The following is a 14,014-nucleotide window of genomic DNA, read 5'->3' as shown; positions in this document are numbered from 1 at the left end:
CGCCTACCCACCACGCGAGGGCGCGATGCGCCATGAGTACCCCCAAGCCGACGACACCAGCACGGACCGCCGCCACCAAGCGCCAGGGCGGCGGCAACACGATCGCCCTTCTGGTCATCGCCTCCTGTCAGCTGATGGTCGTCCTCGACATCACCATCGTGAACATCGCGTTGCCCCACATCCAGAGCTCGCTCGACTTCTCGACGACGAGCCTGTCGTGGGTCGTCAACGCGTACACCCTGACCTTCGGAGGCCTGCTCCTGCTCGGCGGGCGGGTCGGTGACATCCTCGGCCGGCGCCGGGTCTTCATCTTCGGCGTCCTCCTCTTCGGACTCGCCTCCCTCCTCGGCGGACTCGCCCAGAACGACTGGCAACTCCTCGCCGCCCGAGCCCTGCAGGGCGTGGGCGGCGCGATCGCCTCGCCGACCTCTCTCGCACTGATCTCCACCACCTTCACCGAAGGACCGGAGCGCAACCGGGCGTTCGGCGTCTTCGCGGCCGTGTCCGCGGGCGGTGGCGCGATCGGACTGCTCGCGGGCGGTGTCCTGGTCGAATGGCTCGACTGGCGCTGGGTGTTCTTCGTCAACGTGCCGATCGCCGTCCTCATCGCCGTCGCGGCGCCCCGCTACATCAAGGAGTCCGAACGCCACGCCGGCCACTTCGACCTGACCGGTGCGCTCACCGCCACCGTCGGCATGGTGGCGCTGGTCTACGGGTTCATCCGCGCCGCCCAGGAAGGCTGGCGCGACCCCGTCACCCTCGCCTCCTTCGGAGCGGCCGTCGTGCTGCTCATCGTCTTCATCGCGATCGAGCGGCGCTCGCGGCAGCCGATCACCCCGCTGCACATGTTCGCCGACCGCAACCGGGCGGGCACGTACGCCATCATGCTCTGCCTGGCCGCGGCGATGTTCGGCATGTTCTTCTTCCTGACGCTGTTCGTGCAGAACGTCCTGGGCTTCAGCCCCCTGGAAGCCGGCCTGGCCTTCCTGCCGGTCAGCGCGGTGATCGCGGTCGGCGCGGGGCTCGCCTCCCAGATGCTGCCGAGGTTCGGGCCCAAGCCCTTCATGGTCGTCGGTTCGCTCCTCGCCGCGGCCGGTCTCTCCTGGCTGACCCTGACCGACGTGCACTCCACGTACCTGGGCAGCATCCTCGGCCCCATGCTCATCTTCAGCCTGGGAATGGGCATGCTCTTCGTCTCGCTGACCCTGATGGCGCTCTCCAACGTGCGCACGGAGGAGTCGGGCGCCGCGTCCGGGCTGCTCAACGCGACCCAGCAGGTGGGCGGTTCCCTCGGCCTCTCGATCCTGGTGACCGTCTTCGGAACGGCCAGCCGCAACGAGGCGGAGAAGCAGGTGCCGGCCTTCCTCTCCCAGGCCGGACCGCTGGAGAAGGCGCAGTTCGCCAAGACGGGCCAGCTGCCGCCGCCCTGGGCCGACGAGGTCCTCACCTCCGGTGTGTCCCTGGCCTTCATCGTCGCGGCCGCCTTCGCGATCATCGCCGCCGTGATCGCCCTCGTCGCGATCCAGGTACGCCCCTCCGATCTCGAACGCCTCAAGGGCGGCATGGGCCCGCCGGGCGCGGCCTGACCCGGTCCGCCGGGTCGGGCCGAGCCGCCCAGCCCCCGCGCCCAGTCGCCCGAGGCCGGGCGGCTCACGGCTCCGGCGGTCACGCGGCACCGTCGTCACCCGGTCGGATCACGTCCCGCGGGCGATCCGACCCGGGTGGCGTCGCCGCGCGTGCCGCCCTCAGCGCTTCGCTCGATGATGGGTGGATGGACGTCACCGAGGTACTCCTGCCCGGCCTCGGCCTGCGCTACGAGTTCACCAACCACCAGGGCGACCGCATCGGAGTCGTCGCCCGGCAGACCGGTGACTACGAACTGGTGGTGTACGAACGGGACGACCCCGACGAGGGGCGGTCCGTCCTCGAACTCAACGCGGAAGAGGCCGACACGGTGGCCGAGATCCTCGGGGCGCCGCGGATCGCCGAGCGGTTCGCCGGACTGACCGAGGAGGCGCCCGGGCTGCGGTCCGGGCAGACCGAGGTCCGCCCCGGAAGCCGCTACGACGGCCGGCCCCTGGGGGACACCCGGGCGCGGACCCTGACCGGCGCGTCCGTCGTCGCCGTGGTCAGGGGTGGGATCGTGCTGCCCTCGCCCGCCCCTCAGGACGTCCTGCGGGGCGGGGACGTCCTCGTGGTGATCGGTACCCACGAGGGCATCGCGGCCGTGGAACAGATCATCCAGGGCTGACCGTGCACACGCCGGTCGCGCTGCTGCTGGAGCTCGGCATCATCCTCGCCGCCCTGAGCCTGCTCGGGACCGTGGCCAGGCGCCTCACGCTCTCGCCGATCCCGCTCTACCTGCTCGCGGGCCTGGCGATCGGCGAGGGGGGCATCGCCCCCGTCCCCGCGGCCGGCGGGTTCGTCGAGACGGGCGCCACCATCGGCGTCGTCCTGCTCCTGCTGACGCTCGGCCTCGAGTTCTCCCTGCCGGAGTTCGCCGTCGGCATGCGCCGCCGCGTTCCGTCCGCCCTGGTCGACCTCCTCCTCAACGCCCTGCCCGGCGCGGTGGCCGGAGTGCTGCTCGGCCTCGACGCCATCGGGACGCTCGCCCTGGCCGGCGCCACGTACATCTCCTCCTCGGGCATCGTCGCCCGGCTCCTGGCAGACCTGCGCCGCCTCGGCAACCGGGAGACCCCGGCCGTGCTGTCGGTCCTCGTCCTCGAGGACTGCGTCATGGCCTTCTACCTGCCGGTGCTCGCCGTGCTCGCCTCCGGCGGCCGGTGGTGGCAGGCGGCCCTCGGCGTGCTCGCGGCGGTCGGCGCCGTCGTGGCGGCCGTCACCGTCTCGTACCGCTGGGGGCACCACCTGGGCCGGCTGGTCTCCCACCCGGACGACGAGCAGCTCATGCTCCGGGTGCTCGGCCTGACCCTGATCGTGGCGGCCCTGGCCGAACTCGTCCACGCGTCGGCGGCCGTCGGTGCCTTCCTCGTCGGCCTCACCCTCACCGGGGAGACGGCGACCCGCACCCGCGCCGTGCTCAGCCCGCTGCGGGACCTCTTCGCCGCCGTGTTCTTCCTCGCCATCGGCCTGTCGGTCGATCCGGACGACCTGGTGCCCGCCCTTCCCGCGGCCCTCGCGTTGGCAGCCGTCAGCATCGTCACCAAGGTGCTCACCGGGCGGTTCGCCGCCGCGCGGGACGGCGTGGGGCGCCGCGGGCAGCTGCGTGCCGGGACGGCCCTGATCGCCCGTGGCGAGTTCTCCCTCGTCATCGTCGGCCTCGTCGGCACCCTGCACGGCTCTCTCGGGCCGCTGGTGACCGCGTACGTCTTCATCCTCGCGATCGTCGGCCCGGTCCTGACGCGCCTGGCAGGCGCCGTCCCCCTCGGCAGGCGGCAGCCGCCCCGCGCCGACGCACAGGACGGCGCCGCCTGACCGCACCGGACGGCGCCCCCGGTGGCCGTCCCGCGTCACGGGCCCGGGTGCCCCGCCCCGCGTCACGGGGCCCGGGCGTCCCGCCCCCTCATCGGGCCCGGGTGCCCGTCACGCCCAGGTCACCGGCAGGCTCTTCACCCCGTGGATGTCCGCGGCCTCAGGGCGGACGGGGACCTCCTCGGCCGGTACGGCCAGGCGCAGTCCGGGGAAGCGGGCGAACAGAGCGGAGAACGCCACCCGCATCTCGATCCGGGCCAGCTGCGCACCCAGGCACAGATGGATGCCGTGGCCGAAGGCCAGGTGGCCGCCGTCCTGCCTGTGGAGGTCGAGCACCTGCGGATCGGTGAAGCGCTCGGGGTCGCGGTTGGCGGTGCTGTACGACAGGACGACCGTCGTGCCCGCCTCGATCAGCTGCCCGCCCACCTCGACGTCCACCAGCGCCGTCCTCATGAACGACTTGGCGACGCTCAGATACCGCAGCAGCTCCTCCACGGCCTGGTCGGTGAGCGCGGGATCGGCGCGCAGCGCGGCCGCCTGGTCCGGATTGCGCAGGAGGGCGAAGGCCCCGAGGGCCAGCATGTTCGCGGTGGTGTCGAAGCCGGCCGCCAGCAGGATCAGGCCGATCCCCCGCAGCTCCTCGTCGGTCAGGTCGCTGTCGGTGAGTTCGCTGAGCACGTCGTCCGTGGGGTTCGCGCGCTTGGCGGCCACCAGCCGGGCGAGGTACTCCTGGGTCGCGGTGTAGGCGGCGATCAGGTCCTCGTCGCTCGTCTCCCCGTTCATGAACGTGTCGATCTGTTCCTGGAAGGACGCGCGGTCCTGGTACGGCACCCCCAGCAGCTCGCAGATGACGATGGTGGGGATCGGCTTGGCGAACGCGGACACCAGGTCCGCCGTCGGCCCGGCCGCCTCCATGGCGTCCAGGCAGTCGGCGGTGATCTGCTTGATGCGCTCGGTGAGGAGCCGCATCCGCCGCGCGGTGAACCTGCCCACCAGCGGCTTCCGGTAGCGCCCGTGCTCCGGCTCGTCCATGAGGAGGAACTCGCCGGGCGGGGCCGGGGGGAGTTCGAAGTCGACGACGTTCAGGAGGTCCTTGCGGGAGCTGAACCGCGGGTCGGCCAGGACCGACCTGACGAGGTCGTACCCGGTGATCAGCCAGCCGGGCTTCCCGCCGGGGTGGGTGTAGCGGCTGATGGGCCCCTGCCGACGGGCCTCGATCAGCTCCGTCGGCGGGTCGAACGGGCAGCCGGGCGGGCGCTCCGCCGGCAGCGTCGTGACGGTGTGGACGGATTCACCCATGGCCATTCCTCATCTCGCGGCGGCACCTGCTTGACACATGTCGAAAGCTACGTTGCGTTCATGATTTCGTCAATCGACTTGAGGGTGTAACGGCAGTTCGGAGGCGGTAAATTGATGCAATGGCGCTGTTCGTTAACGCAACGATCCGTTGCAATGGGTCAATCCGTGAGGCGGCTCGGCAGGAGCACGCGCGAAGGGCCGCCGACCGGGCGCTTCGGAAGGCGAAGCGCCGCGGACGACGGCCCGGGTGCGGGAAGGTCGCGGGGATCAGATGTCGCGGAAGATCTCGATCTGCGCGCCCACCGAGTTGAGGCGCTCCGCCAGCTCCTCGTATCCGCGGTTGATCACGTACACGTTCCGCAGGACCGACGTGCCCTCCGCCGCCATCATCGCCAGCAGTACCACCACCGCCGGGCGCAGGGCCGGCGGGCACATCATCTCGGCGGCGCGCCAGCGGGTCGGGCCCTCGACCAGGACGCGGTGGGGGTCGAGGAGCTGGAGGCGGCCGCCGAGGCGGTTGAGGTCGGTGAGGTAGATCGCGCGGTTGTCGTAGACCCAGTCGTGGATGAGGGTCTTGCCCTGCGCGGTCGCCGCGATGGCCGCGAAGAACGGCACGTTGTCGATGTTGAGGCCGGGGAACGGCATCGGGTGGATCTTGTCGATCGGCGCCTCCAGCTTGGAGGGGCGGACCGTCAGGTCGACCAGGCGGGTGCGGCCGTTGTCGGCGGCGTACTCCGCGGAGCGGTCGTGGTCCAGGCCCATCTCCTCCAGGACCGCGAGCTCGATCTCCATGAACTCGATCGGCACCCGGCGGATCGTCAGCTCCGACTCCGTGACGACGGCCGCGGCCAGCAGGCTCATCGCCTCGACCGGGTCCTCGGAGGGGGAGTAGTCGACGTCCACGTCGATCTGCGGGACGCCGTGCACGGTCAGCGTCGTGGTGCCGATGCCCTCGACCTTCACGCCCAGCGCCTCCAGGAAGAAGCACAGGTCCTGGACCATGTAGTTCGAGGAGGCGTTGCGGATGACGGTGACACCGTCGTTGCGCGCGGCGGCGAGCAGCGCGTTCTCGGTCACGGTGTCGCCGCGCTCGGTCAGCACGATCGGACGGTCGGGCGAGACGGACCTCTCGACCTGGGCGTGGTAAAGGCCTTCGGTCGCCGTGATGTCGAGGCCGAAGCGGCGCAGCGCGATCATGTGCGGCTCGATCGTGCGCGTACCGAGGTCGCAGCCGCCCGCGTAGGGCAGCCTGAAGCGGTCGAGCCGGTGCATCAGCGGGCCGAAGAACATGATGATCGACCGGGTGCGGATCGCGGCCTCGGCGTCGATCGACTCCATGTCCAGCTCGGCCGGGGGCACGATCTCCAGGTCGACGCCCTCGTTGATCCACCGGGTGCGGACGCCGATGGAGCCCAGGACCTCCAGGAGCCGGAAGACCTCCTCGATCCGGGCGACGCGGCGCAGGACCGTGCGGCCCTTGTTGAGGAGGGAGGCGCAGAGCAGCGCGACGCACGCGTTCTTGCTCGTCTTCACGTCGATGGCTCCGGAGAGCCGCCGGCGGCCGACGACCCGCAGGTGCATGGGGCCGGCGTAACCGAGAGACACGATCTCACTGTCGAGCGCTTCGCCGATCCGAGCGATCATCTCAAGGCTGATGTTCTGGTTGCCGCGTTCGATCCGGTTGACGGCGCTCTGACTTGTGGCCAGGGCCTCGGCGAGCTGCGTCTGAGTCCAGCCACGGTGCTGGCGGGCGTCACGGATGAGCTTGCCGATGCGTACGAGGTAGTCGTCTGCCATGGCGTCACGTTATCTCAGATATGAGATGACGCTCGCGAGGGGGTGGGCCATCAGGGTGACGAACCGTGAGCGGTGGGATGGCGGGGTTCGTAGAGCGGGAGTTCGGCACCGCTCGGCATCCGTACGGCGGCGAGGAGTCCCCAGCCCTGGTCGGTGATGGGTCGTGAGATCTCGGTGCCGCGGTCCTCCAGCGTGGTCAGCGTCGCCGTGATGTCGTCGCACATCAGATAGAACTCGTGCTTCGGGTCGCCGGGGGAGGGGTGTACGGCGAGCTCGGCCGGCGGTAGCCGGAAGAGGAGCCAGCCCTCGCCCGCGTCGACGTGCTCGAACCCGACCACGTCCCTCAGGAAGGCGCGGTCCGCGTCCGCGTCGGGGGTGTAGAGAATCACATGCGCGCCGCTGAACATGGTCCGATCGTCACGCCGGTGTGAGGATGCGGCCATCGCTGCGCCGCCGTACGGGTCCCGGGCCGTGCCCCGGGGCATGCCGGGCATGACCGCGCGGCGGTCATGTACTAGAGTTATCTCGACATCGAGATATCTGCCGAAAGACGCACCGCAGCCGCGCCAGCCGGTAAGGGTTACCTAACTAAGTCTTACCTTAGCGGATCGGCGAGGAGCCATCGCGGCAGGATGCGGTCAGAACGCGCACATTGATGAAGGAGACTGTCGTGTCGGCGAACAGCTTCGACGCCCGCAGCACGCTGCGCGTGGGCGACGAGTCGTACGAGATCTTCAGGCTGGACAAGGTCGAGGGCTCCGCGCGCCTCCCCTACAGCCTGAAGGTGCTCCTGGAGAACCTGCTCCGCACCGAGGACGGCGCGAACATCACCGCCGACCACATCCGGGCGCTCGGCGGCTGGGACTCGCAGGCTCAGCCGAGCCAGGAGATCCAGTTCACGCCGGCCCGCGTGATCATGCAGGACTTCACCGGTGTGCCCTGTGTCGTCGACCTCGCCACCATGCGCGAGGCCGTCAAGGAGCTCGGCGGCGACCCGGCGAAGGTCAACCCGCTCTCCCCGGCCGAGCTGGTCATCGACCACTCCGTCATCGCCGACAAGTTCGGCACGAAGGAAGCCTTCGGCCAGAACGTCGAGCTGGAGTACGGCCGCAACAAGGAGCGCTACCAGTTCCTGCGCTGGGGCCAGACCGCCTTCGACGACTTCAAGGTCGTCCCCCCGGGCACCGGCATCGTGCACCAGGTGAACATCGAGCACCTGGCCCGTACGGTCATGGTTCGCAATGGCCAGGCCTACCCCGACACCCTCGTCGGCACCGACTCCCACACCACCATGGTCAACGGCCTCGGTGTGCTCGGCTGGGGCGTCGGCGGCATCGAGGCCGAGGCCGCCATGCTCGGCCAGCCGGTCTCCATGCTCATCCCGCGCGTCGTCGGCTTCAAGCTGACCGGCGAGCTCCCGGCCGGCACCACCGCCACCGACCTCGTCCTCACGATCACCGAGATGCTGCGCAAGCACGGCGTCGTCGGCAAGTTCGTCGAGTTCTACGGCGAGGGCGTGGCCGCCACCAGCCTCGCCAACCGCGCCACCATCGGCAACATGTCGCCGGAGTTCGGCTCCACCGCCGCGATCTTCCCGATCGACGGCGAGACCCTGAACTACCTCAAGCTCACCGGCCGCTCCGAGCAGCAGGTCGCGCTCGTCGAGGCGTACGCCAAGGAGCAGGGCCTCTGGCTGGACCCGTCCGCCGAGCCCGACTTCTCCGAGAAGCTGGAGCTCGACCTCTCCACGGTCGTCCCCTCCATCGCAGGACCGAAGCGTCCGCAGGACCGCATCGTCCTCGCCAACGCCGCGCAGCAGTTCGCCCAGGACGTCCGCAACTACGTGGACGACGTGGACGAGCAGGGCAAGGAGTCCTTCCCGGCCTCCGACGCTCCGGCGAACCACCCCAACGGCGCCCCGTCGAAGCCGGTCACCGTCACGGCCCCCGACGGCTCGACCTACGAGATCGACCACGGCGCCGTCACCGTCGCCGCGATCACCTCCTGCACCAACACCTCGAACCCGTACGTCATGGTCGCCGCCGCGCTCGTCGCGAAGAAGGCCGTGGAGAAGGGCCTGACCCGCAAGCCGTGGGTCAAGACCACCCTCGCCCCGGGCTCCAAGGTCGTCACCGACTACTTCGACAAGGCGGGCCTGACCCCGTACCTCGACAAGGTCGGCTTCAACCTCGTCGGCTACGGCTGCACCACCTGCATCGGCAACTCCGGCCCGCTGCCGGAGGAGGTCTCCAAGGCCGTCAACGAGCACGACCTCGCGGTCACCTCGGTGCTGTCCGGCAACCGCAACTTCGAGGGCCGGATCAACCCCGACGTCAAGATGAACTACCTGGCCTCCCCGCCGCTGGTCGTCGCGTACGCCCTCGCGGGCTCCATGAAGGTGGACATCACCAAGGACGCGCTCGGCATCGACACCGAGGGCAAGCCGGTCTACCTGGCCGACATCTGGCCCTCCGAGGCCGAGGTCAACGACGTCGTCGCCAACGCCATCGGCGAGGACATGTTCAACAAGTCCTACCAGGACGTCTTCGCGGGCGACGCCCAGTGGCAGGCCCTGCCGATCCCGACCGGCAACACCTTCGAGTGGGACGCCGAGTCCACCTACGTCCGCAAGCCCCCTTACTTCGAGGGCATGACGATGGAGACCACCCCGGTCTCCGACATCGTCGGCGCGCGCGTCCTGGCCAAGCTGGGCGACTCGGTCACCACCGACCACATCTCCCCGGCCGGCGCCATCAAGGCCGACACCCCGGCCGGCCAGTACCTCACCGAGCACGGTGTGGAGCGTCGTGACTTCAACTCCTACGGCTCGCGCCGAGGCAACCACGAGGTCATGATCCGCGGCACGTTCGCCAACATCCGCCTGCGCAACCAGATCGCGCCGGGCACCGAGGGCGGCTTCACCCGCGACTTCACCCAGGCCGACGGCCCGGTGTCGTTCATCTACGACGCCTCGCGCAACTACATCGAGCAGGGCATCCCGCTCGCGATCCTGGCGGGCAAGGAGTACGGCTCCGGCTCGTCCCGCGACTGGGCCGCCAAGGGCACCGCGCTGCTCGGCGTCAAGGCCGTCATCGCCGAGTCGTACGAGCGCATCCACCGCTCGAACCTCATCGGCATGGGCGTGCTGCCGCTCCAGTTCCCGGAGGGCGCCTCGGCGGCCTCCCTCGGCCTGACCGGCGAGGAGACCTTCTCCTTCACCGGCGTCACCGAGCTGAACGAGGGCCGCACCCCGCGCACGGTCAAGGTCACCACCGACACCGGTGTCGAGTTCGACGCGGTCGTCCGCATCGACACCCCCGGCGAGGCGGACTACTACCGCAACGGCGGCATCATGCAGTACGTGCTCCGGAACCTCATCCGCGGCTGACCCACCCGGTCACCCGGCACACGGACCGGCCGCCACCCCGCAGGGGGTGGCGGCCGGTCCGCGTTGCCGGGCAGGACTTCACGCACGGCCTAGGACAGCAGCTCCACCTCCGCCAGCGTCCCGCCCGTGCCGCTCGCCACCAGGCGGTACTTCGCGTACGTGCCCGGTGCGGCGACCGAGAAGACCCGGGTCTGGCGGTCCCAGGCAAAGGACTGGTCCGTCCGCCGGTCGAGGTCCTTCCAGACGGCGCCGTCCGCCGACCCCTGGAGGACCCAGCCCGTGGGCGCCTTGCCCCGTGCGGACGAGGTCAGCGTGTACTGGACCGCCCGGACGGGCTCCGTCACCGGCAGGTCCACCGAGGCGACGGGGCCCTCCGTGGCGGAGGTGTCGTCGAAGAGCGGACCGGCTCCGGCGATCGCGTCGGCGCGCGGGGCGGGCACCTTGTCGTCCCGGGTGATCGAGACCGGGCCGGCCTGCGCGCCCGTGCCCCAGGCCGACGGCTTCGGGCCCATCTCGAACGTCAGCGTGCCGCCCCGGGACAGCAGGGCGTGCGGCAGGCCGGTGGAGTTCCACCGCCCGCCGTTCAGCTTCACGCCCTGGACGTAGAGGTTCTTCGCGCTGTTGCGCGGAGCCTCGACGACCAGCGTGCGTCCGTTGTCGAGGTGCAGCGTCGCCTTCTTGAACAGGGGTGAGCCGATCGCGTACTCCCCGCTGCCCATCACCAGCGGGTAGAAGCCGAGCGAGGAGAAGAGGTACCAGGCGGACTGCTCGCCGTTGTCCTCGTCGCCGTGGTAGCCCTGGCCGATCTCGCTGCCGGTGTAGAGGCGGGAGAGCACCTCGCGGACCTTCCCCTGCGTCTTCCACGGCGTGCCGGCCGCGTTGTACATGTACGGCACGTGGTGGGCGACCTGGTTGGAGTGGCCGTACATGCCCATCCGGACGTCACGGGCCTCGGTCATCTCGTGGATGACGCTGCCGTACGAGCCGGTGAACTCGGGGCTCGCCGTCTCGGGGGTGGAGAAGTACGTGTCCAGCTTCGCGCCGAGACCGGACCGGCCGCCGTAGAGGTTGGCCAGGCCGCGCGAGTCCTGCGGGGCGGTGAAGGCGTAGCCCCAGCCGTTGGTCTCGGTGTAGTCGTGCCCCCAGATCCTCGGGTCGTACGCGGCGGAGGGGACCCGCCAGGCGCCCGTGAGGTCGCGGCCCTGGAAGAAGCCGGCCTTCGTGTCGAAGAGCGAGACGTACTTCCGGGCGCGGGAGAGGAAGTACGCGGCCTCCTCCTGGTACCGCTTCTTCCCGGTCCTCTTGTGCAGGGCCTCGGCCATCTTCGCGATGCCGTAGTCGTTGAGGTAGCCCTCCAGGGACCAGGAGAGTCCCTCGTGGGTCCGGGTCGAGGCGTAGCCGAGGAAGGGGGACGTCTCCATGCCCTTGCGTCCTACGCCACCGCTCGGCGGGACGACGGTCGCGTTCTTGAGCGCCGCCTCGTACGCCGCCTCGGCGTCGAAGTCCACGCCCTTGACGTAGGCGTCGGCGAACGCCACGTCGGAGGAGGTGCCGGTCATCAGGTCGGCGTAGCCGGGGGAGGACCAGCGGGAGATCCAGCCGCCGTCCTTGTACTGCTGCACGAAGCCGTCGACCAGTTCGCCGGCCTTCTTCGGGGTGAGGAAGGAGTAGGCGGGCCACGTCGTCCGATAGGTGTCCCAGAAGCCGTTGTTGACGTACACCTTCCCGTCGACGATCTTGGCGCCGGTGTGCGTCGGGGTGTCCGGGCCGGTCCTGGGGGAGAAGGGGCTGGCGTACCGGTGCGTGGAGCCGACCTTCTCGAAGCCGGAGTTGGGATAGAGGTAGAGGCGGTAGAGGCTGGAGTAGAAGGTGACGAGCTGGTCGTGGGTGGCGCCCTCGACCTCCACCCGGCTCAGGATCGTGTCCCAGGCGTCCTGCGCCCGCTCCTCGACCTGTTCGAAGCCGGTGCCGGCCGGGATCTCGTCCGCGAGGTTCGCCTTCGCCTGGTCGACGGAGATCAGGGAGGTCGCCAGGCGCAGGGTCACCGTGCGGTCCGCGCCCGCGTCGAAGCGGAAATGACCCTTCACGCCCTGCGCGCCGGAGGCGGTGACCGGTGCGTCGAAGACGCCGTACACGAACATCCGGCCGGCGCCGGCCGACAGACCGCTCTTCACGTCGGAGTATCCGGTGAAGGAGCCGGTCGCGGCGTCGAGGGTGAGTCCTCCCTCCTCCGTGACGTTGTCGAAGACGACGCTCGCGTCGTCGCCGGGATACGTGAAGCGCATCGTCGCCGCGTGGTCGGCCGGGGCCATCTCGGCCTTCAGACCGTTCTCGAACGTCACGCCGTAGTAGTGCGGCCGGGCGGTCTCCCTCTCGTGGCGGAAGGCCAGGCCCCGCTTGACCCGGTCGGTCTCCGGGGTGCCCGCGGCCGCGGACGGCATCACCTGGAAGGTCTGCCGGTCGCCCATCCACGGGCTCGGCTCGTGGCTGGCGGCGAACGCCTGCACGGTGGGCAGGTTGTCGGCGTTGTTGCCGCGCGCGTACTCGTACAGCCAGCTCTTGGACGCCGAGTTGGTCACCGGCGTCCAGAAGTTGAAGCCATGCGGCACGGCGGTCGCGGGGAAGGTGTTGCCCCGGGAGAACGAACCGGAGGAGTTCGTGCCGCGGGTCGTCGAGGCGTAGTCGGAGAGCCGCTCCAGGCGCTGCTCCGGCGCCTTGACCCGGAGGGCGATGTCGTCGATCCAGCCCTGGAACGTCGACGGTCCCTTCGGGGAGTCGTACGCCACCAGGATCCGGTCCACGGTCCTGCCGGCCGCGACCGCCCCGATCCGGGCGCTCACGTGGTTCCACTGGTTGACGTAGAGCCGCTTGGCGGCGGCCTGGCCCTGCGGGGTGAGCGGACCTCCGTGCGCGTCGGTGGCGCCCAGCTCGCTCAGATAGGTGCCGTCGGTGAAGGCCAGGTCCACGGAGACGTGGGTGGCCGGATAGTCGAGGTCGGTCTCGGGCATCGACGGGAAGATCCGGTACGACAGTTCGGTGTTCCGGCCGACCGCCGTGTTCACGTCGAAGACCTTGTTGTACGAGTACGCCCGCCCGGCCGCCTTGTGGGTCCCGGCGTAGCGCAGTGCCCGGATGCCCGTGAAACCGGCGTTGGCCTTTGCGGTGGGGGAGCCGCCGGGGCCGCGGTCGACCTGGCTGCGCATCTCCGGCGGGACGGGGGCGGAGGTGTCACCGTTCGAGAACTGAACGTCGGCGAGCTGGGTGATCCCTCCACCGCCGTTCTCGGTGATCTCCAGCCGGTAGTGGGCGTAGGCCGTGTCACCGGCGACGTCGTACGTCCTCGTCTCGAAGCGCTTGGCGAAGCTCTGGCCCTCCCGGGTGTCGAGGACCTTCCACTCCTTGCCGTCCGCCGAGCCCTTCAGGGTCCAGTCGCGCGGGTCGCGCTCGGCCGCGTCGTTCGCCGATGTCAGCGCGTAGGTCGCGACCTTGACCGGGGCGTCCAGGTCGAACTCGACCCAGGCGGTCGGCTCGAAGACCAGCCACTTCGTCCCGGGCTGGAGGTCGACGAGGTTCTCCTTGATCTCTCCCCCGCCGGCGTTCTCGCCGCTGGCGCGCAGGCCGACCACCTTGTCGGTGACGTTGCCGGGGATCCCGCCGGCGAAGCCGCCGTCGACCCCCGACGCCCGCTGCGTGCCGTCCCGGCCGACGTCGACGGTGTTCCGCCAGGTCGGCTGTGTCTCGTCCGGCTCGAAGGAGGTCGTGAACTCCTTCTCGGCCGCGCCTTTCGACGCGGAGGGAAGGGCGAAGGAGGGGGAGGGGGCCGCCGTCACGAGGAGGGCGGCGGCCGCGAGGAGGGCGGCCGCCCGCGTCTGCCGCAGCCGCCGTCCCGGAGGCCCTTCGAGAGTGTGGGTGAACGTCTGCCTGTGCGTGTGCCGAGGTCTCGGTCCGGTGTGAAGTCGGGCCAGCATTCGGTGTCGTCACTCCTGCCGCTCGTTTTAGACAACGTTGTCAATTGGAACGCGCAGGCTCTAGTAGGGGTCCAAGTGACGCCGTGTGTCAAGGGTGTTCGCGGCAATGCGCGGGAGAAACCGGTGCAGA

General features: G+C 70.1%; 8 protein-coding genes. 4 read left to right on the top strand and 4 right to left on the bottom strand.

The window, feature by feature from the left end; genetic code table 11:
* Window positions 1-32: 32 nt before the first annotated feature.
* The 3 genes from ACZ68P_RS20045 (at window position 33) to ACZ68P_RS20035 (ending at window position 3,435) form a co-directional block, all read left to right on the top strand.
* Complete coding sequence (locus ACZ68P_RS20045; RefSeq protein ID WP_471007877.1) at window positions 33-1,586, top strand: MFS transporter; 1,554 nt, start codon at window positions 33-35, stop codon at window positions 1,584-1,586.
* Window positions 1,587-1,771: 185 nt separating this feature from the next.
* Window positions 1,772-2,251, top strand: a complete 480-nt coding sequence (locus ACZ68P_RS20040; RefSeq protein WP_471007876.1) for a cation:proton antiporter regulatory subunit — start codon at window positions 1,772-1,774, stop codon at window positions 2,249-2,251.
* Between the two features lie 2 nt (window positions 2,252-2,253).
* A complete protein-coding gene (locus ACZ68P_RS20035) occupies window positions 2,254-3,435 on the top strand; it encodes a cation:proton antiporter (protein ID WP_471007874.1) in 1,182 nt (393 codons plus the stop codon).
* Window positions 3,436-3,543: 108 nt separating this feature from the next.
* On the opposite strand, the gene ACZ68P_RS20030 is transcribed toward ACZ68P_RS20035, so the two are convergent.
* The 3 genes from ACZ68P_RS20030 to ACZ68P_RS20020 form a co-directional block, all read right to left on the bottom strand.
* Window positions 3,544-4,731: a cytochrome P450 gene (locus ACZ68P_RS20030; protein ID WP_471007872.1), complete on the bottom strand. Its 1,188-nt coding sequence runs from the start codon at window positions 4,729-4,731 to the stop codon at window positions 3,544-3,546.
* 267 nt (window positions 4,732-4,998) lie between these two features.
* On the bottom strand, window positions 4,999-6,528 hold the full coding sequence (locus ACZ68P_RS20025) for a helix-turn-helix domain-containing protein (RefSeq protein WP_365713998.1): 1,530 nt from the start codon (window positions 6,526-6,528) through the stop codon (window positions 4,999-5,001).
* Window positions 6,529-6,578: 50 nt separating this feature from the next.
* The gene (locus ACZ68P_RS20020; protein ID WP_471007871.1) at window positions 6,579-6,935 is read right to left on the bottom strand and encodes a VOC family protein; all 357 of its coding nucleotides are present in this window, start codon (window positions 6,933-6,935) and stop codon (window positions 6,579-6,581) included.
* Window positions 6,936-7,198: 263 nt separating this feature from the next.
* On the opposite strand from ACZ68P_RS20020, the gene acnA reads away from it, so the two are divergent.
* Window positions 7,199-9,916 carry an aconitate hydratase AcnA gene (acnA, locus tag ACZ68P_RS20015; protein ID WP_471007869.1) on the top strand — a complete coding sequence of 906 codons (2,718 nt, stop codon included), beginning with the start codon at window positions 7,199-7,201 and terminating at the stop codon, window positions 9,914-9,916.
* 89 nt (window positions 9,917-10,005) lie between these two features.
* Here the strand turns inward: acnA and ACZ68P_RS20010 are convergent, their stop codons facing one another.
* Window positions 10,006-13,884, bottom strand: coding sequence for a GH92 family glycosyl hydrolase (locus ACZ68P_RS20010; protein WP_471007868.1), 3,879 nt, complete (start codon window positions 13,882-13,884; stop codon window positions 10,006-10,008).
* Window positions 13,885-14,014 lie beyond the last annotated feature (130 nt).

The sequence above is a fragment of the Streptomyces sp. NPDC036822 genome (genome assembly GCF_055609145.1).
Note: the sequence above shows the minus strand (reverse complement) of the source record. Positions and strands in the feature narration are given on the sequence as shown.

Bases quoted from the DNA above. Each gene is read 5' to 3' on its own strand.
- ACZ68P_RS20045 (WP_471007877.1), top strand. From the start codon at position 33: ATGAGTACCCCCAAGCCGACGACACCAGCACGGACCGCCGCCACCAAG.
- ACZ68P_RS20020 (WP_471007871.1), bottom strand. From the start codon at position 6,935: ATGTTCAGCGGCGCGCATGTGATTCTCTACACCCCCGACGCGGACGCG.
- ACZ68P_RS20040 (WP_471007876.1), top strand. From the start codon at position 1,772: ATGGACGTCACCGAGGTACTCCTGCCCGGCCTCGGCCTGCGCTACGAG.
- ACZ68P_RS20030 (WP_471007872.1), bottom strand. From the start codon at position 4,731: ATGGGTGAATCCGTCCACACCGTCACGACGCTGCCGGCGGAGCGCCCG.
- ACZ68P_RS20025 (WP_365713998.1), bottom strand. From the start codon at position 6,528: ATGGCAGACGACTACCTCGTACGCATCGGCAAGCTCATCCGTGACGCC.
- ACZ68P_RS20010 (WP_471007868.1), bottom strand. From the start codon at position 13,884: ATGCTGGCCCGACTTCACACCGGACCGAGACCTCGGCACACGCACAGG.